Source organism: Streptomyces smaragdinus (assembly GCF_009604385.1).
Classification (GTDB): domain Bacteria; phylum Actinomycetota; class Actinomycetes; order Streptomycetales; family Streptomycetaceae; genus Streptomyces; species Streptomyces smaragdinus.
Map to the genome: position 1 here is coordinate 1 of NZ_WEGJ01000050.1, position 21999 is coordinate 21999.

Annotated in this window: 17 protein-coding genes and 1 pseudogene; 7 read left to right on the plus strand and 11 right to left on the minus strand. The window is 73.6% G+C overall.

Annotation, left to right across the window (positions count from 1 at the left end; all coding sequences use genetic code 11):
- From SRB5_RS32345 to SRB5_RS32355, 3 genes and pseudogenes are all read right to left on the minus strand, one after another.
- The coding region (locus SRB5_RS32345) for an NTP transferase domain-containing protein (RefSeq protein WP_153457049.1) at positions 1-119 on the minus strand (119 nt) is incomplete at its 3' end.
- A gap of 9 nt (positions 120-128) precedes the next feature.
- Positions 129-671 (minus strand): annotated as a pseudogene (locus SRB5_RS32350) (TerD family protein); the annotation flags it as partial.
- A gap of 149 nt (positions 672-820) precedes the next feature.
- Entirely contained in the window at positions 821-1396 is a 576-nt protein-coding gene (locus tag SRB5_RS32355) for a M48 metallopeptidase family protein (RefSeq protein WP_323378848.1), read from the minus strand.
- Between the two features lie 410 nt (positions 1397-1806).
- On the opposite strand from SRB5_RS32355, the gene SRB5_RS32360 reads away from it, so the two are divergent.
- Positions 1807-2952, plus strand: coding sequence for a ThiF family adenylyltransferase (locus SRB5_RS32360; protein ID WP_228390619.1), 1146 nt, complete (start codon positions 1807-1809; stop codon positions 2950-2952).
- On the plus strand, positions 2945-4300 hold the full coding sequence (locus SRB5_RS32365; protein WP_323378849.1) for an ABC1 kinase family protein: 1356 nt from the start codon (positions 2945-2947) through the stop codon (positions 4298-4300). The genes SRB5_RS32360 and SRB5_RS32365 overlap by 8 nt, the downstream gene beginning before the upstream one ends.
- A gap of 72 nt (positions 4301-4372) precedes the next feature.
- Here SRB5_RS32365 and SRB5_RS32370 read toward each other — a convergent pair whose 3' ends face one another.
- The 4 genes from SRB5_RS32370 to SRB5_RS32385 all read right to left on the minus strand — a co-directional run bounded on the left by SRB5_RS32370 (position 4373) and on the right by SRB5_RS32385 (position 7928).
- The gene (locus SRB5_RS32370) at positions 4373-4690 is read right to left on the minus strand and encodes a hypothetical protein (RefSeq protein WP_153457051.1); all 318 of its coding nucleotides are present in this window, start codon (positions 4688-4690) and stop codon (positions 4373-4375) included.
- Positions 4687-5052 (minus strand): WhiB family transcriptional regulator, encoded by a 366-nt coding sequence (locus tag SRB5_RS32375; protein WP_407704017.1) that lies wholly within the window; start codon positions 5050-5052, stop codon positions 4687-4689. The genes SRB5_RS32370 and SRB5_RS32375 overlap by 4 nt, the downstream gene beginning before the upstream one ends.
- A 131-nt stretch (positions 5053-5183) precedes the next feature.
- The gene (locus tag SRB5_RS32380) at positions 5184-5531 is read right to left on the minus strand and encodes a hypothetical protein (RefSeq protein WP_323378850.1); all 348 of its coding nucleotides are present in this window, start codon (positions 5529-5531) and stop codon (positions 5184-5186) included.
- A gap of 165 nt (positions 5532-5696) precedes the next feature.
- Positions 5697-7928 (minus strand): ATP-dependent DNA helicase UvrD2, encoded by a 2232-nt coding sequence (locus tag SRB5_RS32385; RefSeq protein ID WP_407704018.1) that lies wholly within the window; start codon positions 7926-7928, stop codon positions 5697-5699.
- Positions 7929-8062: 134 nt separating this feature from the next.
- On the opposite strand from SRB5_RS32385, the gene SRB5_RS32390 reads away from it, so the two are divergent.
- Entirely contained in the window at positions 8063-8518 is a 456-nt protein-coding gene (locus SRB5_RS32390) for an anthrone oxygenase family protein (protein WP_153457052.1), read from the plus strand.
- 121 nt (positions 8519-8639) lie between these two features.
- Positions 8640-8897, plus strand: a complete 258-nt coding sequence (locus SRB5_RS32395) for a mycoredoxin (protein ID WP_153457053.1) — start codon at positions 8640-8642, stop codon at positions 8895-8897.
- 3 nt (positions 8898-8900) lie between these two features.
- Here the strand turns inward: SRB5_RS32395 and nudC are convergent, their stop codons facing one another.
- The 4 genes from nudC to SRB5_RS32415 are packed head-to-tail and all read right to left on the minus strand — an operon-like array spanning position 8901 to position 17226.
- Positions 8901-9842, minus strand: a complete 942-nt coding sequence (gene nudC, locus SRB5_RS32400) for an NAD(+) diphosphatase (RefSeq protein ID WP_323378858.1) — start codon at positions 9840-9842, stop codon at positions 8901-8903.
- Positions 9843-9847: 5 nt separating this feature from the next.
- Entirely contained in the window at positions 9848-11254 is a 1407-nt protein-coding gene (locus SRB5_RS32405) for a dipeptidase (protein ID WP_153457055.1), read from the minus strand.
- 10 nt (positions 11255-11264) lie between these two features.
- A complete protein-coding gene (locus tag SRB5_RS32410; RefSeq protein ID WP_323378852.1) occupies positions 11265-14471 on the minus strand; it encodes an ATP-dependent helicase in 3207 nt (1068 codons plus the stop codon).
- Between the two features lie 58 nt (positions 14472-14529).
- Positions 14530-17226 (minus strand): lysylphosphatidylglycerol synthase transmembrane domain-containing protein, encoded by a 2697-nt coding sequence (locus SRB5_RS32415; RefSeq protein ID WP_194293095.1) that lies wholly within the window; start codon positions 17224-17226, stop codon positions 14530-14532.
- Positions 17227-17363: 137 nt separating this feature from the next.
- Here SRB5_RS32415 and SRB5_RS32420 point away from each other — a divergent pair, with 137 nt between their 5' ends.
- From SRB5_RS32420 to SRB5_RS32430, 3 genes are all read left to right on the plus strand, one after another.
- Positions 17364-17756 carry an MGMT family protein gene (locus SRB5_RS32420; RefSeq protein ID WP_153457057.1) on the plus strand — a complete coding sequence of 131 codons (393 nt, stop codon included), beginning with the start codon at positions 17364-17366 and terminating at the stop codon, positions 17754-17756.
- 189 nt (positions 17757-17945) lie between these two features.
- Positions 17946-21170 carry an ATP-dependent helicase gene (locus SRB5_RS32425; protein WP_153457058.1) on the plus strand — a complete coding sequence of 1075 codons (3225 nt, stop codon included), beginning with the start codon at positions 17946-17948 and terminating at the stop codon, positions 21168-21170.
- A 90-nt stretch (positions 21171-21260) separates the two neighbouring features.
- On the plus strand, positions 21261-21998 hold the full coding sequence (locus SRB5_RS32430) for a hypothetical protein (RefSeq protein ID WP_153457059.1): 738 nt from the start codon (positions 21261-21263) through the stop codon (positions 21996-21998).
- The last annotated feature ends 1 nt before the right edge of the window (position 21999 follow it).

The following is a 21999-nucleotide window of genomic DNA, read 5'->3' on the forward strand; positions in this document are numbered from 1 at the left end:
AAGTGCTCGAGGGTGTGGATGATGATCGGCTTGCCGTGGATCTCGAGGAACTGCTTGGGCAGGGCCCGGCTGTTCATCCGCGAGCCGATACCACCGGCGAAAAGCAACGCTACGTTCATGACTCAAAGCGCCGGCGCCTGCTCCTCGAGGACCTCGCCGCCGAAGTTCTTCAGCAGCGCGTCGAGCCCGCCGTCGAAGCCCTGGCCGACGGCCGCGAACCGCCAGACGTCCTTGAAGTAGAAGTCACCGATCATCACCGCGCGCTCGGTGGTGAACTCCGAGCCGTTGAACGCGTACCGGGCCACCTCCTCGCCGCCGGCGACGATCCGCAGATAGCCCGGCCCCACCTGGGACATCGTCCCGGAACCGTCGATCGTCGCGGTGAAGGACAGCTTGCGGATCGACTGCGGTATCCGGTCGAGCGTGATCCGGAACGACTGCGTGTCGCCCGACTGCGCGCCGAGCTGCTGGATGGACTCCTCCGGCGACTTCGGCTGGTTGAAGAAGATGAAGTACCGGTCGTCGGTGAGCTGCTCGTTGGCGTCGAGCCCGAAGCAGCTGATGTCGAACCCGAACCCCGGACCCGCGATCTGCACACCTACGTACAGGTCGGTTCCGGGCGTCAAATCACTGATCTTGGCCTTGTGGCCACGCTGGAATTGCCTGGTCATGCCGAACGACCGTCCCCCTCCGCGCCTTTGCTGTAAACCCGACGGACCGGGCGGTCCCGGCCTCACGCCGACCCGGCCCGGGTGGGTCCCCGGCCGGTACGTCGCCGTCGTCGTGCCGGGTGATCCCCCGGCCCTGCGTCCGGCTCAGCCTAGCCTTTGTCCGGCTGGCCGGGAATGTAGGGCAGCGATTCGGTCGCGACGACGCCCTCCAGATAGCCGCGCGCCCGCTCCGTCTTCGGATAGGCCTCCAGCAGCTTCCAGAAACGCGGTCCGTGACCGGGGACCAGCAGATGCGCGAGCTCGTGGACCAGCACGTAGTCGACGACGTACTCGGGCATCCCCTGCAGCCGGTGCGACAGCCGGATGCTGCCCTCGGCCGGGGTGCACGAGCCCCAGCGGGTGTTCTGGTTGGTGACCCAGCGGACGCTGCTGGGCCGGGCGCGGCCGCCGAGGAACTGGTCCGCGAGCTGCCCGGCGCGTACGGCGAGCTCGGCGTCGCCCAGCATCCGCTTCCGCTCCTGCGCCTGGAGCTTGTCGAGCATCACCTCGACCCAGCGCTGCTCCTCCGCCTCCGACATCCGGGCGGGGATCAGGACCACGGTGCGGTCGCCGTCGCGGTACGCCGAGACCGTACGGCGCCTGCGCGCACTGCGCCGGACCTCGACCGCGCTCGTGGGCTTCGGTCCTGCGGGGTCGGGTCGGCTGCGCTGATGTTCGGCAGGCACGGCCTCGACGTTACAGGCTGTACAGGGCACAAGTCCCGACCCGAGGCCAGATCACGACGTGCTCACACACGATTTGCGCAGGCTCTTTACCGGGGTCGGCCTCCATAGAGGGATGTATCCCCCATAGGGGGCACGGGATTTGATTCACGGCGCGGACCTGGTGTTCGGCGGGAGTCGGGTTCGTCACAGTGCCGGGGGCCGGCCGGTCGCGCCGCGCGGTTGACAGCAGATTTGAACACGTTCAAGCTGACTCTCGGTACGGGGTCCGGCAGCGCGTCCCGGCGCGCATTTGTACGACAAGCGCCGGTGCCCTGTGGACAGCGGTCGGCGGGTTTCCGGGCCGGGGGTGCAGGGTGGTGTCCGCCGCTCGCTTCCGGGCGGCGGAGGTGACTGCGACGGACGGGGGAGCCATGGACGGGGAACGCGGGACGGACGGGCCGCATCCCATGCTCAAGCCGGCGCTGCGCCGGGCGTGGCGGACGGGACAGACGGTGCAGTTTGGGGTGACGCGGGCGGCGGCCATGACGTTCGGGCCGCTGGATCCGGCCGCGGGGATGCTGCTGGAGCGGCTCACGGGGGCCCGGGGGATGGAGCTGCTGCGCCGGGAGGCCGGTGCGCTGGGGCTGCCGGCCGGGCGGGCGGATCAGCTGGTGGCGGCGCTCGGGCGGTCGGGGCTGCTCACGGACGCCGTGGGCGGCGGGCCGGCGGTCGCCCGGCTGCGGGAGCGGACGGCCGCCCTCGACCGGCTGCGTCCGGATCTCGCGTCGCTGTCCGTCGTGCACCCCGAGCCGGACGGGGCGCTGCGGCGGCTGGCGGCACGGCGGGCGCTGCGGGTGCAGGTGCGGGGGGCCGGGCGGGTGGGCACGGCGGTCGCGGCGCTGCTCTCCGCGGCGGGGGTGGGGCGGGTCGATGTGCTGGACGGGGGGTGTGTGGAGCCGTGGGACGTGTCGCCCGGGGGGCACGGGGCGGAGGGCGTCGGGGAGCGGCGGGCGGTGTCGGCGCGGCGGGTGGTGCGGGGCGCGGCGCCGGATCGGGGGCGGGCCGGCGGGGGTGAGTCGGTGCCGTACACGCTGGTGGTGGTCGCGCCGCGGGACGGGCTCGCGGTGTACGCGCCGGATCCGGGGGCGGTGGAGGGGCTGATGGCGGTGGGGACGCCGCATCTCTTCGCGGGGGTGCTGGAGGCGACGGGGGTGGTGGGCCCGCTGGTGCTGCCGGGCGGCACGGCGTGTGCCGGGTGTCTGGCGGGGGCGCGGGCGGCAGAGGAGCCGGAGTGGCCCCGGCTGCTGGCGCAGTGGCGGTCCGGTGCCGCGGCGAAGGGGGTGCACGCCTGCGACGTCGCGTTGGCGACAATGGTGGCGGGACTGACCGCGAGCCATGCCCTGACCTTTCTGGACGGGCGGCTGCCACCGGTCACGGGAGCACGGCTGGAGCTGGCCCTGCCGGGGCTCGAGCCGGACATGAACAGGCTGGAACCGTATCCGGAGTGCGGCTGCGGCGCGGCGGACTCCGCCGGGCCGCTCGGGGCCGGACAGGAAGCTGGAGGGGCACGTGTCTGATCTTCCTCGTAAGGCGGTGACGCGGACGGCGAAGCTGGCCGCGCTGCCCATAGGGTTCGCGGGCCGTACGGCCTGGGGGCTGGGCAAGCGGATCGGCGGGCGGTCCGCGGAGATCGTGGCCCGTGAGCTCCAGCAGCGCACCGCCGAGCAGCTGTTCAAGGTGCTCGGCGAGCTGAAGGGCGGGGCGATGAAGTTCGGGCAGGCGCTGTCCGTCTTCGAGTCGGCCCTGCCCGAGGACATCGCCGGGCCGTACCGGGCGGCCCTGACGAAGCTCCAGGAGGCGGCGCCGCCGATGCCCGTGAGATCGGTGCACCAGGCGCTGGCGGAGCGGCTCGGGGAGGACTGGCGGGACCTGTTCGACTCCTTCGAGGACACCCCGGCCGCGGCGGCGTCGATCGGCCAGGTCCACCGGGCGGTGTGGCACGACGGCCGTGAGGTGGCGGTGAAGGTGCAGTATCCGGGGGCGGGCGAGGCGCTGCTCAGCGATCTCACCCAGCTCGCCCGGTTCTCCCGGCTGCTGGGTCCGCTGATCCCGGGCATGGACATCAAGCCGCTGATCGCCGAGCTGCGGGACCGGGTGTCGGAGGAGCTGGACTACGGGCTGGAGGCGCGGGCGCAGAAGGCGTACGCGGCGGAGTTCGCGGACGACCCGGACGTGTTCGTCCCGGACGTGGTGCATCAGGCCGACCAGGTCCTGGTGACGGAGTGGATGGACGGTGTCCCGCTCGCCTCCCTCATATCCGACGGCACCGAGGAGGAGCGCGACCGGGTGGGCCAGCTCCTGGCCCGCTTCCTCTTCGCCGGCACGGCCCGCACGGGCCTGCTGCACGCGGACCCGCACCCGGGGAACTTCCGCCTCATCAAGGAGGGCTCCCCCGAGGAGTGGCGCCTGGGCGTCATGGACTTCGGCACGGTGGACCGCCTCACGGAGGGCCTCCCCCCGACCATCGGGGAAGCCCTGCGCCTGGCCCTGGCCGGCGAGGCGGACGAGGTCTACGAGATGCTCCGCACGGAGGGCTTCGTCAAGCCGACGATCACCCTGGACCCGCAGGCGGTGCTGGACTACCTGGTCCCGATCATCGAACCGGCGGGGGCGGACGAGTTCACGTTCACCCGCGCCTGGATGCGCACCCAGGCGGCCCGCATAGCGGACCCCCGCGCCCCGGCCCACCACCTGGGCAAGCAGCTGAACCTCCCCCCGTCGTACCTCCTGATCCACCGGGTGACGCTGTCGACGATCGGCGTCCTGTGCCAGCTGAACGCAAGCGTCCGCATGAGGGAGGAACTGGAGGCCTGGCTCCCGGGCTTCGCGGCGTCGGAGGAGGCGCTCGGGGAGTCGACGGCGTAAAAGGGAAGGGGCCCTCCCGAGCGGTGGGAAGGCCCCTGAGGGGGATCGGGGGGAGCGGCCCCCGAATCCGGGTCAGTTCATGACCGCCATGGCGAGCGCACGGCGCGCGCGGAGCTGGACCCGCTCCGCCCGCCGCTGCAGCCGCCGGGCGGCGACCAGCGCCAACGCCCGGCGCTCCGTTTCCGCCTCCCGCATGCGCTCCTGATATTGCGCACGCGCGAGGGCTTCTGGCATGAGTTGCATTTCGAGCTTCCTGTTCTGACGCTCGCCGCAGGCGACCGTCTCTGCTTCGGGACGTGCGTTCGGGGTCTCGGGGGAGGGCTTCATCGTGGGGACCTGCTTCTCGGGTTCGTGCGCGTGGGGACGGGAGATGGTGCCGGGGACGTTCATGCCGCGACCGGGTTCTTGCGCGGACGGCCACGGGGCCGCTTGCGGGCTACGACGACACCCTGGATGAAGAGCTCGCCACCCCAGACGCCCCACGGCTCACGCCGCTCCTTGGCGCCGGCCAGGCAGGCCTCACGCACCGGGCAGGTCTGGCAGAGCGACTTGGCGTACTCGACGTCCGCCGGCGACTCCGCGAAGAAGACCTCGGGGTCGTAGGTCCGGCAGGGGACGAGCTCGCCGAGGCTCTCGATGCGCTCGTCGAGCGAAGTCAGTGCGGTGACCGCGGTCAAAGGGACCTCCAGGTCCGAGGGATGGTCAGGTGAGTCAGCTGAGGGGAGGTAGGGAGCGTGTACGGGGGTGGACACGTTGTGCCTTCCTGTAATCGGCGCTGGGCCATCGGGTCGGGGGAGGTTCCCCCGGGTGGGACAAGCAAAAGGGCCGCGGATCCCGGTTTCGGGTTCCGCGGCCCTGGTAGGTGCCGTCTCGATCTGTTCGATCAAGATGGATCCTGCCAGGGTTCAGGGCCGCGGTAGCCCCGCATCGTCTGGTGCTGCTCATTGGCATCGGTTGCGCCTGCGGCGATGTGTCCGCCGAAGGCCCACGTCTGCTCCTGGAGGCCGGCACCCGCGATGACGCCTGCATAGGCCTGCTTCGCCTCTGCCGGTGCTGCCACGGGTGCCTGGGTCGGTCGCTTGACTACGGCGACCGATCCGAGGGAGCTGCCCAGTGCGAGACCGGAGCGCGAACCGGACAGACCGGTGCCGCGCAGGCCACGCTCGGAGACGGCGATCGGGCAGGAGGCGGTCACGGGACGGCCGACCAGTTTGGTGATCGTGCTCTCCACGGTTCTCGCCTCCTCTCGGCGTCTCGGTGCAGTGAGAGGTGTCTCACTGCGGGCAGCTAACAGTAGAACACGGAATCATCGGTTCCCGGAACCGCTTGCTTCCGTGCTCGGAAGGCTATGAGCCTTCCGAGGGCGAACGCAAACCATTTTTCGAGGTTTTTGGGCTCAGTCCTCGGCCCCGGCCCCCGAAGACAGGTCCTGACCAGCGCAGATGGCCAGAACATCGGCGCCGAATCTGTTCAGTTTGCGTGTCCCGACCCCCGAAATGGCGGACAGCTCGGCCGAATCGGCGGGTACGGCCTCGGCGATGGCCAGCAGCGTCTTGTCGGTGAAGACGCAGTACGCGGGCTGGCCGGTCAGCGCGGCCTGCCCGGCGCGCCACTCCCGCAGCCGCTGGTGCAGCGCCTCGTCCAGCTCGCTCGGGCAGTCCTCGCAGCGCATCAGCTTGATCTCGCCGGCCTGCGTCAGCGTCCGCCCGCACACCCGGCACCGCACCGACGTCCGCCGCCGGCGCCGCGCGACCGCACCGGCCCCGCTCCCGCCGTATGAGCCGCTCCCCCGCTCGACGCCACCCGTGCCGGCCGCTCCCCCGAACCGCCCGGTGAGCCCCCCGCTGCCCGGGCGCAGGCCGGTCAGGAACCGGCTCGGCACCCGCGACGCCCGCCCGCCCGGCGAACGCGACAGCGCCCACGACAGCTGCAGATGCTCCCGGGCCCGCGTCACCCCGACGTACAGCAGCCGGCGCTCCTCCTCGACCTGCTCGTCCGTCCGGGCGTACGTGATCGGCAGCATCCCCTCGGTCAGCCCGACCAGGAACACCGCGTCCCACTCCAGCCCCTTGGCGGCGTGCAGCGACGCCAGCGTCACCCCGTCCACCGCCGGCGCGTGCTGCGCCTGGGCGCGGGCGTCGAGCTCGGCGACCAGGTCTCCCAGCGTGGCGCCGGGGCGGGCCCGCCCGAAGTCCTCCGCGAGCCGGACCAGCGCCGCCAGGGACTCCCACCGGTCGCGCGCCGCGCCGGAGCCGGCCGGGGCCTCGGGCCGCCAGGCGCCGCCCTTCATGCTGCCGAGCACCGCCCGCACCTGGGAGGCGAGGTCCACGGCGTCGTCCAGCAGCGCGTCGTTCCCCCCGGCGCGGGCCGCGCCGCGCAGGGCGATGCCGGCCTCGCGGACCTCGGGCCGCTCGAAGAACCGCTCGGCGCCGCGCAGCTGGTACGGCACGCCCTGGTCGGCGAGGGCCTGCTCGTAGATCTCCGACTGGGCGTTGATCCGGTAGAGCACCGCGATCGAGCCGGCCGGGACGCCGGAGTCGATGAGCCGGCGGATCCGGCGGGCCGTGCCCTCGGCCTCCGCGGGCTCGTCGGCGTACTCGGTGTAGCCCGGGTCGGGGCCCGGGGCGCGCTGGGCGATCAGCTCCAGCCGGCTGTCGGCCGCCCGCCCGCTCGCCTGCGCGAGCAGGCCGTTCGCCAGATGGACGACCTGGGGCGTGGAGCGGTAGTCCCGGACGAGCTTGACCACCGTGGCGTTCGGGTGCCGCAGCCGGAAGTCGAGGAGGTGGTCCGGGGTGGCGCCGGTGAACGAGTAGATCGTCTGGCTCGCGTCGCCGACCACGCACAAGCCGTCCCGGCCGCCCAGCCACAGCTCCAGCAGCCGCTGCTGGAGCGGGCTGACGTCCTGGTACTCGTCGACGACGAAGTGCTGGTACTGCCGGTGCACCTGCTCGGCGATGTCCGGCCGGTCCTCCAGCACGCCGACCGTCAGCAGCAGCACGTCCTCGAAGTCGATCACCCCGCGCTCGGCCTTGTGCTGCTCGTACGAGCGGTAGATCCCGGCCAGCTCGGCGGCGTCGCGCGGCATGTCCCGCCCGGCCTTCAGCGCGGCGGCGCCGTAGTCCTCGGGGGCGGTCTGGGTGACCTTGGCCCACTCGATCTCGCCGGCCACGTCCCGCAGCTCGCCCCGGTCAAGCCGGGTGCCGTACCGCGCCGCGGCCTCGGCGACCAGCTGGATCTTCCGCTCGGCCAGCCGGGGCAGCTCGCCGCCGACCGCCCGGGGCCAGAAGTACTGGAGCTGGCGCAGCGCGGCGGAGTGGAACGTCCGCGCCTGGACGCCGTCCGCGCCGAGCTGGCGCAGCCGGCCGCGCATCTCGCCCGCCGCCCGGTTCGTGAACGTCACGGCCAGCACGCTCTGCGGCTGCAGGACGCCCGAGCGCACCCCGTACGCGATCCTGTGGGTGATGGCGCGGGTCTTGCCCGTCCCGGCGCCCGCCAGCACGCACACCGGCCCGTGCAGGGCCGTGGCGACCTCACGCTGCTCCGGGTCCAGGCCCTCCAGCACGGCGTCGGCCGTCTCGGGGACCTGTGGGAACTGCGGGAAGAGCGAGGGCTGGGGGGCTGTTGTCACCCCGCCATGCTGCCAGGTCCGGGACCGGCCCCGGACCGGTTGTCCACAGGCGCCCCCAATTCGTACGATTATCCGCGACCGGGAACGCGGAATCCCGTGGCCGGACGCGGGCGCGGCATGCCAGGGTGGCCCGCATGGCGTCCGTCCTCCTCGTCCTGGCGACCGTGACCACCGGCCTCTACGTGGGGCTCTTCTTCGCGTTCCGGTTCGTCTTCATGCCCGCGCTGGGGCAGGGGAGCGACGACGAGTTCACCGCCGTCATGCGGCGGATCAACCGGGTCATCGTGAACCCGTGGTTCCTCGCCCTGTTCCTCGGCGTGATCCTCTGGCCCCTGCTCGCCGTGTTCCTCGCCGACGACCGGCTGCTCGCCGGGCTCGGGCTGGCCGCCAACGTGGTGTCCCACGGGATCACGATCGGCGGCAACATCCCGCTGAACGGCGCCCTCGACCGGGCCCCCCTCGACACCCCAGAGCAGCGGCTCGCCGCCCGGGAGGCGTTCGAGGTGCGCTGGAACCGGCTGCACACCGCGCGCACGGTCGTCGGCGTCGCGGGATTCGCGCTGCTCACGTGCGCGACCCTGGCGCAGTGACCGGCGCCTCAGTGACCGGCGCCTCACCTGTACCCCGTACGGGAATGACCCGCCGTACCCGTGCGTTCGACTACGTGCGAATACGTGCGAGACGCACGCCGAACCTAAGGAGCGCGAAGCCATGGCGGGCACTGTGACGATGTACAGCACCACCTGGTGCGGCTACTGCCGCCGGCTGAAGGGTCAGATGGACCGCGAGGGCATCGCGTACACCGAGATCAACATCGAGCACGACCCCGACTCCGCCAAGTTCGTCGAGAGCGTCAACAACGGCAACCAGCTGGTGCCGACCGTCGTCGTGGTCCCGAAGCAGGGCGGCGAGTCGGTCGCGATGCCGAACCCGTCGCTCGCCCAGGTGAAGACCGCCCTCGGCGCCTGACCCTCAGAAGGGCCGCCCCTTCGGCAGCGGCTCGCCGTACCAGAGTTCGATCAGCCGGGCCGCGATCGAGATTCCCGACGGAGGCAGGACCTCCTCGGACTCGAACGCGGCCCGCAGCTCGTCGCGGGAGAACCAGCGCGCCTCGTGCAGCTCCTCGCCGTCGACCCGTATGTCCACCGACGTGGCCCGGGCCAGGAAGCCCAGCATCAGGCTGGACGGGAAGGGCCACGGCTGGCTGGCGACGTACCTGACGTCGCCGACAACGACCCCGGCCTCCTCGAACACCTCGCGCCGGACGGTCTGCTCGATCGACTCGCCGGGCTCCACGAAGCCGGCCAGCGTCGAGAAGCGGCCCTCCGGCCAGTGCATCTGCCGGCCGAGCAGGATCCGGTCCTCCCCGTCCGTCACCGCCATGATCACGGCGGGGTCGGTACGGGGGTAGTGCTCGGCGCCGCAGGCGGGGCAGCGGCGGATGTGGCCGGCGGACGTGATGTTCGTGCGCTCGCCGCAGCGGGAGCAGTAGCGGTGGGTGCGCTGCCAGTTCTCCAGCGCCACCGCGTGCGCCATCAGCGCCGCGTCCCGGTCGCCCAGCAGCTGGCCGGCCTCGCGCAGCCCCGCGGGGCGGGCGGACTCGTCCATCCGGCCGGGCAGGGAGTCCTTCTGCAGCGCGAAGTAGCGCACGCCGTCGGTGTCGGTGCCGAGGAAGTAGCGGTGCTGCTCGGTGAGCGGCGCCTCGAAGGCGGGGGTCATCACCAGTTCGGTGCGCCCGTCGGGGGTGTCGTCGATCAGCACCTGGCCGCCGGAGACGACGAACACGCGCGTCGTCGGATGGCTCCAGGCGGCGGCGAGCCACGCCTCGTCGAGGCGGTGGTGGGCGGCGCGGTCGATGCCGCTGTCGCCGGTCAGCGAGATCGGCGGGACGGTGTGCGCCGGGTTACTCCAGATGGCGGTCACTGGTCTCCCCCTGTCGTCCCGGGGGCCAGCTCGCCCCAGAGGTGGGCGGCGGTCTCCGCACCCTTGGTCAGCAATTCGAGCTCCACCTTCTCATTCGGGCCGTGCCAGCCGTCGGACGGAACGGAGATCCCCAGGAAGAGGACCGGCGCGCCGAGGACGTCCTGCAGGTCGGCGGCCGGGCCGGAGCCGCCCTCGCGGGTGTAGCGGATCTCCTGCCCGAACGCCCGCCCCATGGCCCGGGTGAGGGCCCGCAGCGCCGGATCGTCGAGCGGGGTGAGGCAGGGGCGGGTGGTGCCGGTCCAGGTGATCTCGTGGTGGATGCCGGCGGGCAGCCGGTCCGCGGCCCAGGACCCGACCGCCTCGCGCACCTGGCCGGCGTCCTGTCCGGCGACGAGGCGGAAGGAGAGTTTGAGGAAGGCGGACGACGGTACGACGGTCTTCCCGCCGGGGCCCTGATAGCCGCCGCCGATGCCGTTGACCTCGGCGGTGGGGCGGGCCCAGATCCGCTCCAGGGTGGTGTGCCCGGCCTCGCCGAGGGTGGCGGTGGAGTGGGCGGTACGCAGCCACGCGGCCTCGTCGAACGGCAGCCGCGCGAACAGCTCCCGCTCCCGGGCGGTGAGCTCCACCACACCGTCGTAGAAGCCGGGGACGGCGACCCGCCGGGCGTCGTCGTGGAGGGCGGCGGCCAGCCGGGCGGCCTCGGTGGCCGGGTTCGGCACGGCACCGCCGAAGGAGCCGGAGTGGATGTCCTGGGCGGGCCCGTACAGCGTGATCTGGCACTCCGCCAGGCCCCGCATCCCCGTGCACACGGTGGGGGTGTCCTCGGCCCACATGCCGGTGTCGGAGACGATCACCGTGTCGCAGGCGAGCCGGTCGGCGTGGCGCCGCAGGAGGGCGGGGAAGTGCGGGGAGCCGGACTCCTCCTCGCCCTCGACGATCAGCTTGAGATTGACGGCGGGGGCGGTGCGTCCGGTGGCGTGCAGATGGGCGCGTACCCCCAGGGTGTGCAGGAGGATCTGGCCCTTGTCGTCCGCCGCGCCGCGGCCGTAGAGGCGGCCGTCGCGGATCGAGGGCTCGAAGGGCTCGGAGTGCCAGCCGTCCGCGAGCGCGGCGGGCTGCACGTCGTGATGGCCGTAGACGAGCACCGTCGGGGCGTCCGGGTCGTCGCTCGGCCACTCGGCGAAGACGGCGGGCAGGCCCTCGGTCTCCCAGATCTCCGCGACCGGGAAGCCCGTCGCTGTGAGCTTTGCCACCAGCCATTCGGCGCTGCGGCGGACGTCACCGGCGTGGTCCGGGTCGGCGGACACGGACGGAATGCGTACCCACTCCTGCAAATCGGAGAGGAACGCACCGTTTTGGTCCGATATAAACGTGCGGACCACGGTGTCCGGCGTGCTGCTCATGCTGGTGAGCCTAACCGGACAGCAGCGCTTCGAGCTCCGCCCGGCCGGGCAGGCCCTCGGGCCGTACGACCTCTCCGGTGCGGACGTACAGGAACGCGGCGGACACGTCCTCGAGGGGGATGCCCCATTCGTCCGCCCAGGCGAGCCGGTAGACAGCCAGCTGCAGCGGGTCGGCGGTGCCCGCGCGGCCGGTCTTCCAGTCGACGACCTCGAAGCGGTCCTCCCCGTCGCGGTACACCGCGTCGATCCGGCCCCGGACCACCCGGCCGGCCAGGACGAGCTGGAAGGGGGCCTCGACGCGGAACGGGGTGCGGCGGGCGTACTCGGTGCGCTCGAAGGCCTCCTTCAGCTCCGCCAGGTCCTGCTCGTCGGCGATCCCGGGGCCGTCCTGCGGCAGCCAGTCGTCGGCGCCGGGGAGCTCGTCGGGGCCGAGCATCGGCAGCGGCAGCTCCTCGAAGCGGGACTCGACCCAGGCATGGAACCGGGTGCCGCGGCGGGCGGCCGGCTGCGGGGGGCGCGGCATGGGGCGCGCGAGCTCCCTGGCGAAGCCGTCGGGGTCGGCGGCCAGGCGCAGCAGCTGAGAGGCCGTCAGCGTGGCGGGCAGGGGGACGTCCCAGGTCGTGGCGCGGGCGGCGCGCAGCTCGGCCTCGAGGGCGTCGATGTCGCGGTCCCAGGAGGCGAGCTGCCGGGCGACCTCCGGCGGGTGCGGCTGCGCCTCCTCCGGTACGTCCCCCTCCTCCGCCCGCTGGTGCGGTACGGACGCCAGGTGGGCCTCGACCCGGGCGGCGGCCTCCCGGCGGCGGGCCGTCGCCGCGCCGTCCAGCGGCAGCGGCCACGCCCGCTCGGCGGCGTCCGCCGTCAGGGCCGGGTTCACGGCGTCCTTCGCCGGCTCACCGGCCCACACCTCGACCTCGCCGTACCCCTGCTCGCAGTGCTCCCGCAGCGCGTCCAGGAACGGCGAGGGGCCGCGCCGGCGCTTCTGCGTCGGCCCCCACCAGTGTCCGGAGCCCAGCAGCAGCCGGCGGGGGCGGGTGAACGTCACGTAGCCCAGGCGGAGCTCCTCCACCTCGGTGTGGTCGCGCAGGGCCGTACGGAACTCCTTGACGCCCTTCGCCGACCACTCCCCCAGCTCGGGGAGGGTGTCCGCGTCGCCGCGCAGGGCGTGCGGCAGGACCTTGCCCTGCGACGTCCACGCCTCGCGGGCGTCGGTGCTTGGGAAGTGCGAGGCGACGAGCCCGGGGACGACGACGACGTCCCATTCGAGGCCCTTCGACTTGTGCGCGGTGAGCACCTTGACGGTGTCCGTCCCGTCGCTGGGGAGGGCGGCGTCCAGGCCCTTCTCGTACTGCTGGGCGGTGCGCAGGAAGCCGAGGAACGCCAGCAGGGTCGCCTCGCCGTCGACGGAGGCGAAGCGGGCGGCCGTGTCGAGGAACGTGCCGAGGGTCTCGCGGCGGCGGGCGGCCAGCGCGTGCGGCGACGCCGACAGCTCGACCTCCAGCCCGGTCACCGCCAGCACCCGGTGCAGGACGTCCATCAGCGGGTCCGCCAGCGCCCGCCGCAGCTCGCGCAGCTCGGCGGCCAGCCGCGCGAACCGCACCCGCGCCTCGCGGCCGAACGGCAGCCCCCCGAGGTCGTCGCCGCCGTCGAGGAACACGTCGAGGGCGTCCGCGAGGGAGGCCACCTCCGCCGGGTCGACACCCTCCACGGCGGCGGCGAGACGGGCGTCGGGATCGTCGGGGGTGTCCTCGTACCGAACGAGCATCCGCGCGAGACGTCCGAGGAGCGCCAGATCGCGCGCGCCGATACGCCAGCGGGGGCCCGTCAGCAGGCGTACGAGGGAGGCGTTGGCGGTGGGGTCCTGGAGCACCTCGCACGTCGCGACCAGATCGGCGATCTCCGGCAGGTCCAGCAGCCCGGACAGCCCGACGACCTCGACGGGCACGTCCCGGGCGACCAGCGCGCCCTGGATCCGGGCGAAGTCCCCCGCGGTGCGGCACAGCACGGCTATCTCGCCGGGGGGCGTGCCCGTACGGACGAGGTGGGCGACGGAGTCCGCGAGCCAGTCCAGCTCGGCCTCGTGGGTCTCCAGCAGGGCGCAGCGCACCACGCCGTCCCGCTCGGCCCCCGGCGCCGGGCGCAGGGCCTCCACGCCCGCGTGGCGGGCGCGCAGGGGCCCGGCGAGGCCGTTGGCGAGCTGGAGCAGCCGGCCGCCGCTGCGGCGGTTCTCCGACAGGGAGAAGCGGCGGGCGGGCGGGAAGTGCTCGGGGAAGTCGTCGAGGTTGGCGACGGAGGCGCCGCGCCAGCCGTAGATCGCCTGACAGGGGTCACCGACGGCGGTCACCGCGTGCCCGCCGCCGAAGAGTCCGGCGAGCATCCGGCGCTGGGCGACGGAGGTGTCCTGGTACTCGTCGAGGAGGACGACGCGGAACTCCTCGCGCAGCCGGTCGCCGACCGCCGGATGGTCCTCGGCGAGGCGGGCGGAGAGGGCGATCTGGTCGCCGAAGTCGATGAGGTCGCGCTGCCGCTTCTCCCTGCGGTACGCCTCGACCAGTTCGGTGAGCTCCAGCCGCGCCCCGGCGGCCCCGGGCGCCTTGCGCAGCTCCTCGTTGGTGAGCCTGACGTCCGCCAGCTCGCGCAGCAGCCGGGTGTCGTGGGCGCGCAGGGCGGCGGGGGCGACGAGGTGCTCGCTGAGCTCGGCGTCGAGGGCGAGCAGCTCGCTCACCAGGGTGGCCAGGGGTTTGACGAGCGCCGGATACGGGCCGGGGCCGGCGCGCAGGACCTTCGCGGCGAGCTGGTAGCGGGTGGCGTCGGCGAGGAGGCGGGCGCCGGGCTCCAGGCCCAGGCGCAGGCCGTGGTCCTGGAGCAGGCGGCCGGCGAAGGCGTGGTACGTGGAGATGCGGGGCTCCTCCACCGGCTCGTCCCCGAAGGGGTCCGGCTGCAGCACGCCCGCCTTCGTCAGCGCCGCGCGCACCCGCTCGGCCAGCTCCCCCGCCGCCTTGTTGGTGAACGTCAGCCCCAGCACCTGCTGCGGCGCCACCTGTCCCGTACCGACCAGCCACACCACCCGGGCGGCCATCACGGTCGTCTTGCCCGACCCGGCCCCGGCCACGATCACCTGCGGGGCGGGCGGTGCGGTGATGCACGCCGTCTGCTCCGGGGTGAACGGGATCCCGAGGAGCTCCTTGAGCTGGTCGGGGTGGGTGATACGGGCGGACACCCACGAGAGCGTAGCGGTGCCCTCCGACAACCGGGACAAGACGGGTGCCGTCAGGACGTCAGACCGCGCCCTTGCGCGTCAGGTACGTGAAGCTCAGCCACCCCGGCAGGACCGGCAGCCAGAACGTCAGCAGCCGGAACAGCAGCACCGCCGACAGCGCCGTGTCCGACGGCAGCCCCGCCGCCGTGAGACCCGCCGTCAGCGCCAGCTCCACCGCGCCCACACCGCCGGGCGTGGGCGCCGCCGACCCCAGCGCGTTGCCGGCGAGGAACACCACCGCGACCGACGGCAGCGACAGCGAGCCGCCGAACGCCCGGACGCAGGCGTCCAGGCACATCACGAACGACCCCGTCAGCAGCAGCATCCCGCCGATGCCGGTGAGCAGCTTCTGCGGCCGCTGCACCACGTCCAGCATCCGCGGCACCACGCCGGCGAACAGCGACCGCACCCGCGTCGAGACGAACCGCCGCATGAACGGCACGGCGGTCGTGACGAGCACCATCACCGCCACCGCCAGCAGCCCCCCGATGACCGTCCGGGACGGCGAGAGGGTGGGCGTGCGTTCCGTGCCGGTGAGATAGCCCATCACCATCAGCAGCATGATGTGGCTGCCCAGCCCGAACAGCTGCGAGGCGCCCACCGACGCCACCGCCAGCCCCGGGCGGACGCCCGACCGCTGCAGGAAGCGGGCATTGAGCGCGACACCGCCCACCGCGGCGGGGGCGACCAGTTTCACGAACGAACCGGCGACCTGCGCGAGCACCGTACGGACGTAGGAGACCTTCTCCGGGACGAAGCCCAGCAGGCTCATCGCGGCGGCGATGTACGACGCGGCGGAGAACAGCAGCGCCAGCGCCGCCCAGCCCCAGTCCGCCTCCGCGGCGATCTTCGCGAGGCTGACGTGCGTGAGCTGCGTGAGCAGGAAGTACGCGGCGAACACCCCGGCGATGAGGCTGACCAGGGTGCGGGCCTTGATCCGTTCCAGCCGGGCCGGTTCGACCGCCGCCTGCGGGCGGATCAGCAGCACCTGGTGGCGGATCTGGGTGAGCAGGTCGTCCTCGCGGGCGACCTCCAGGGCGTCCTCTATGGCCTTCTTCTCGGCCCGTACGGACTTCTTGTCGAGCCCCTTGCCGACCCTCGACGCCTCCAGCAGCGCCTCCCGCTCCCGCTCCTTCTGCGCCCGCGCCAGCCGGCGCAGCGCGGAGCGGGTGCCGCGGGTGAGCGCGATGTGCTGGAGCAGCGGCAGGCTGTCGGCGACGGCGTCCGGGCCCAGCGAGCGCACCGCCGAGGCGACCGCCCGCTCGGGGCCGACGCGCAGGGCGAAGGTCGTCATCAGCTGCGCGACGTCCATCCGCAGCACCACGTCACCGGCCGCGATCTCCCCGCCGCGCAGGTCCGTCACGTACACGGTGCCCGCCCGGTCGACGAGCACCGAGTCGCCGTCCAGACGGCGGTGCGCGATCCGCCGGGACTGCAGCGCCCGCACCTGGTCCCAGGCGTGGCGCATCAGGTCGTCGGTGATCTCCTCGTCGGCGAGGGTGTCGAGCTTGCGGCCGCCGATGTGCTCGTAGACGAGCATCACGGCGTCGGGGCCGAGCTCGGAGGTGGCGATGAGCTTGGGGGCGTTCGCCCCGGCGGCCAGCGCGGCGTACGACAGCAGCGCCTCCTGCTCGAGGGTCTGGCGCAGCGACTGCAGGCTGCGGCGCTGGTAGATGCCGCGCAGCGAGAGCCGCCGCCAGGCGCGGTAGAAGAACCCCTGTGCCTGCTGCTCACGGTCGACGACGGTGACGTCGAGGGGGGCGCCGTCGCCCTCGAGGGTGACGATGTAGCGCCGGCCGCCGCCGACCCGCTCGGCGTCCGTCTCCGGCGGCGGCTCGTCGGGCACGTGCGCGGTGACCGGGCGGAAGCCCACCCGGCGCAGCCCGGCGAGCAGGTTCTGCCCCGTGGGGCGGACGTTCGGCGAGCCGACCGCGTACAGCGTGCCGTACGCCACGGTCCAGCCGATGAGCACCGTCAGCAGCATCGCGAAGGGCGTCGAGAAACCGCCGACGAGGACGGCGAGCCCGTCGAGGATCAGCACCGCCCACATCACGACCCGCCAGCCGGGCCGGCGCGGCATCCCGACGGCCGTCATATACGCGATGACAGGCGCCAGATAGCCGTGCACCGGATCGGTCCGCTCCCCCGCCTCCCCGCCGGGCACCTGCTGGGTGAGCGCCACCTGCACCGCGTCCGGCGCGTGACCGGTGACCCACAGGGCGACGGCGAGGGAGAAGCCGTGCGCGAGGACGGCGGCGAGCACGCCGTCGGCGACCCGCAGCCCGTCGCGTTTGACGAGCCGTTCGACGGCGAAGGCGACCGGCACCACAAGAACGGCGACGCTGGAGACGAAACCGCCGATGCTCACCAGGACGGAGGGCGCGGAGCGCGCGCCCTTGCTGATGTCCTCGCCGAGGCCCTCGGTAGTGGCGTTGGCGAAGGCGGCGATGCCGAACAGGGCGATGACGCCGAGGACGCCGAGGGCCGTACGGATCAGATCGGCGGGCCGGTGCACCCGGGCGGGCAGCAGCGGCTCGTCGACCTGCACGCGCTCGACGGGCGGCAGGGGCTCGTCCTCGTCCCGCGGCTCCACCGGCGGCCGGGCAGCCGAACGCGCCGGCTCACGCTGCTGCGCGCCGGTGGCCTTCTCGGTCCTGCCGCCAGTGATGGCTTCCCCCTCGTTCTGGGCCCCTTCGTGCCCGGCGCCCGCGCTCATCGGCCGGCTCCCCGGGTCCGTCCCGGGCAGTCCCGGACGGATCCGGCGGGGCGGCCGTCCGGTGCATGGTGGCATGTCCCGGCCCCCGGCGGCTGCATCCGGGTCGGTTGTCGGCGGCATGCGGCACCATCTACGGAATGAGCGAACCCAGATCCGAACAGCTCCCGGACTACGCGGACCGGGTCCTCGAGGCGGCCGAGCACATTCCGCCCGGCAAGGTCATGACGTACGGGGACGTGGCGGAGTTCCTCGGCGAGGGCGGGCCCCGGCAGGTCGGCCGGGTGATGGCGCTGTACGGCGGCGCGGCGCCGTGGTGGCGTGTCGTACGGGCCGACGGCAGGCTGCTGCCGGGACACGAGCTGAGCGCGCTGGAGCACTACCGGGAGGAAGGGACGCCGCTGCGGACGGCGGGGGTCAGTAGTGAGCGGGGGGTCCGGGGGTCCTCCCCCGGTGAGATACAGCACATACCGAGGCTGAACCTGCGTCTCGCCCGCTGGGACGGTGCGGACGACGGCGCGGCTCATACCTGACAGCTTCCGCCATACCCCCGCATCAGTCCCGGCCCGGCGACCGTACGGAGTACCGTTCGGCATCGGGTCACCCCACCGGCACAGGCGATTCACGTGAGCGTTCCCTTCTCGTCCGCGACCGCGGGCGCTTCGCCGTACCGGCTGGTCAGAGAACCAGTCGTTGCGGAACGCCCTGCTGTCCCGGACGCGATGCAGCGCCGTGTGGTTGACCACGGCACCGGACCGCTGCTGGTGCTGGCCGGTCCCGGCACGGGCAAGACGGCGACGCTGGTGGAGTCCGTCGCCGAGCGGATCCGCAAGGGCACCGAGCCGGAGCGGATCCTCGTCCTGACGTTCAGCCGGCAGGCGGCCGTCGAGCTGCGGGACCGGATGACGCGGCGGCTGGGCGGGTCGACGGGGGCGGTCGCGGCGCCGCGGGCGACGACGTTCCACTCGTACTGCTACGCCCTGGTCCGCGCCCATCAGGACGCCGACCTCTTCGCCGAGCCGATGCGGCTGCTGTCCGGTCCGGAGCAGGACCTGTTCGTACGGGAGCTGCTGGCCGGCGAGAGCGGCCGGCCCTGGCCGGCGGAGCTCCGGGCATGTCTGACGACGCGGGGCTTCGCCGACGAGGTGCGGGCGGTGCTGGCGCGCAGCCGGGAGCTGGGGCTGCGGCCGGAGGACCTGGAGGCGTTCGCGCGGCGGCTGGGACGGCCCGACTGGGGGGCGGCGGCCGGGTTCCTCGCGGAGTACCTCGACGTGCTGGACGCGCAGGGGGTGCTGGACTACACCGAGCTGGTGCACCGGGCGGTGCTGCTGGCGCACCGGCCACAGGTCGCCGAGGAGCTGGCGGCGCGGTACGACGCGGTGTACGTCGACGAGTACCAGGACACCGACGCCGCGCAGGTGCGGCTGCTGCGCGCGCTGGCGGGGCAGGGGCGGACGCTGGTCGCGTTCGGGGACCCCGACCAGTCGATCTACGCCTTCCGCGGCGCGGACGTCGGCGGGATCCTCGAGTTCCCGTACGCCTTCCCCCGGCGCGACGGCGCCCCGGCGGACGTCGCCGTGCTCGGTACGTCGCGGCGCTCCGGCAGACGGCTGCTGGACGCCACCCGGGAGCTGACCCGGCGGATGCCGCTGCCGCTGCTGCCGGCGGACACGGTACGGGCGCACCGCGCGCTGACGCCGGCGCGCGGCGGGGGGCGGGTGGAGGTGTTCACGTATCCGACGGCGAGCGGTGAGCTGGACAACGTCGCCGACATCCTGCGGCGGGCGCATCTGGAGGACGGTGTCCCGTGGGGCGAGATGGCGGTGCTGGTGCGGGCCGGGGGGCGGACGATCCCCTCGGTGCGCCGGGCGCTGACGTCGGCCGGGGTGCCGCTGGAGGTGTCCGGCGACGATCTGGCGCTGCGGCACGAGCCGGCGGTGGCCCCGCTGCTGCTGGCGCTGCGGGTGGCGGCGACGGCGTCGGACGCGGGGGCGGAGGAGGAGGACGCCGCCCGGCCGACCGGAGAGGACGCCCCGCCGGCGGATGACGGCGCCGACGAGCCCGGCGGCACCCCCCTCGACCCCGACACCGCCCTCACCCTCCTCACCTCCCCCCTCGGCGGCCTCGACGCCGCCGACCTGCGCCGCCTCGGCCGCGCCCTGCGCGAGGAGGAGCGCGCCGGGGGGCGGGCCATACCGCGCCCCTCCGACACCCTGATCGCCGAGGCCCTCGCCGACCCCCGCCGCCTCGTCGCCCACGACGCCGCGTACGCCCGCGGTGCCCGCCGTCTCGCCCTGCTGCTGCGTCAGGCCGCCGACGCCCTGGCCGCCGGGGCCACCGCCGAGGAGGCCCTGTGGCTGCTCTGGGACGGCACCGGCTGGCCGCACCGCCTGGAGCGCTCAGCCCGCCGCGGCGGCCCCGCCGGACGCAACGCGGACCGCGACCTGGACGCCGTCTGCGCCCTCTTCGACACCGCGGCCCGCGCCGAGGAACGGACGGGCGGGCGGGGCGCGCTGAACTTCCTGGAGGAGATCGACCACCAGGACATCCGCGCCGCCGCCGACGCCCTCACCCGGCGCTCCGTCCGCCCCGACGCCGTCCGCCTGATGACCGCCCACCGCGCCAAGGGCCTCCAGTGGCGTCTGGTCGTGGTGGCCGGCGTCCAGGAGGGCCTGTGGCCGGACCTGCGCCGCCGCGGCTCCCTGCTGGAGGCCGACCGCATCGCCCCCGACGGCATCGCCGACCCGCTCACCCCCGGCGCCCTGCTGGCCGAGGAGCGCCGGCTGTTCTACGTCGCGGCGACGCGCGCGAAGGAGCGCCTGATCGTCACGGCGGTCAAGGCCCCGGCGGACGACGGCGACCAGCCCTCCCGGTTCCTCACCGAGCTGGGCGTCGAGCCGAAGGACGTCACCAGCCGCCCCCGCCGCCCGCTGAACATCACCGCCCTGGTCGCCGAGCTCCGCGCCACGACCGTCGACCCGCACGCCCTCCCGGAGCTGCGCGAGGCCGCCGCCCGGCGGCTGGCCCGCCTCGCCGCGCAAACGGACGACGGCCAGCCCCTGGTCCCCGCCGCCCATCCGCACCGCTGGTGGGGCCTGGTGGAGCCGACGGAGAACGCCGTCCCGGTCCGCGACCGCGAGCTGCCCGTCGCCCTCTCCGGCAGCTCCCTCGACCAGCTCGTCAACCGCTGCTCCCTGCAGTGGTTCCTGGGCCGCGAGGTGAAGGCCGACACCCCCGCCAGCTCCGCGCAGGGCTTCGGCCTGGTCGTCCACGCCCTGGCCGACGAGGTGGCGTCCCGCCGTACACCGGCCGATCTGGACGTCCTGATGGAGCGGCTGGACACGGTGTGGGACGGGCTCGCGTTCGACGCGCCGTGGAAGTCGGCGCAGGAGAAGGAGAACGCGCGGGCCGCGCTGGAACGGTTCCTGCGCTGGCACGTGCTGGAGCGCGACGGACGGCGCGCGGTCGGCTCCGAGCACGAGTTCGACGTGACGCTGAAGGCGGGCGAGTTCGAGGTACGGGTCCGCGGCTCCATGGACCGGGTGGAGGAGGACGCCGACGGCCGGGCATACGTCGTGGACTTCAAGACCGGCAAGCAGAAGCCGTCCGGCCCGGAGATCGAGCACAACGCGCAGCTCGCGGTCTATCAGGCGGCGGTCGCGGCGGGCGGTGCCGACGAGCTCTTCGACGGCCGCACCCCGGAGGCCGGCGGCGCCGAGCTCGTCCATCTGCGGCTGCCCGCGCCCAAGAAGGAGGGCGGCGAGACCATGCCCGCCGTGCAGCGCCAGGACCCGCCGCCCGCCACCTGGACGGGTGAACTTCTGGCGACGGCCGCGGCCCGCGTACTCGACGAACGCTTCGGTCCGTCGCCCGGCGACCACTGCTCGATGTGCTCTTTCCGCAGCTCATGCAGTGCGCGCCCGGAGGGCCGGCAGATCGTCGAATGAGCCGGGGGCGCCCCGGCGCCCGGTGCACCCCGCTTCGCCGCATGTGGTCAGATATCAGGTCCGTCATCGCGTATGCGCAAGGAGTGACCTGTGGCCCCCCGGAAGAACGCCCCCGCACGGCTGCTCCCGTGCGCCCTTCTCGTCGCCGCCCTGACCACAAGCGCCGCCTGCTCCGGCGGCGGTGACTCCCGCGCGGACCGGTCCGCGAAGGACATCGGCAAGGAGGCCGTCGGCGCGATGAGGGCGACGGAGTCCATGACCATGCGGGGCGACATCACACCCCCCGCGGGCGGCCGTTCGCGGCTGAAGCTCACGGTCACCCGCCGGGGCGACTGCAGCGGCACCATCACGGCGGCCGCGCCGCCCTCGCAGGTACGGGTGCTGGTCGTCGACGGCGCCTCGTACATGAAGCCCGACCGCCGCTATCTGGAGGCGAACGCGGGCGGCGCGGAGAAGGCGAAGGTCACCGAGACGAAGATCGGCGGGCGCTGGCTGAAGCTCGACGAGCGGTCCGGGGCCGACGAGTTCAAGGGGCTGTGCGACCTCGACCGGATGCTCGCCGGACTCACCGCCGGGACGACGGGCTCGGCGCGCAAGGGCGACCCGGCGGTCGTGGCGGGCCGGCGGGCCATCCCGATCACCGACAGCGTCGGCGCCAAGTCGACGACCGCCTGGGTGGCGGCCGAGGGCACCCCGTACATCCTGCGGCTGGACAGCAAGGGCACCTCGGACATGGGCACCGTCCTGTTCTCCGACTTCGACGCCGCGCGGCCGGCGAAGGCGCCGGGGCCGCGGGAGTTCATCGACATGGCGGAACTGAACGGCTGAG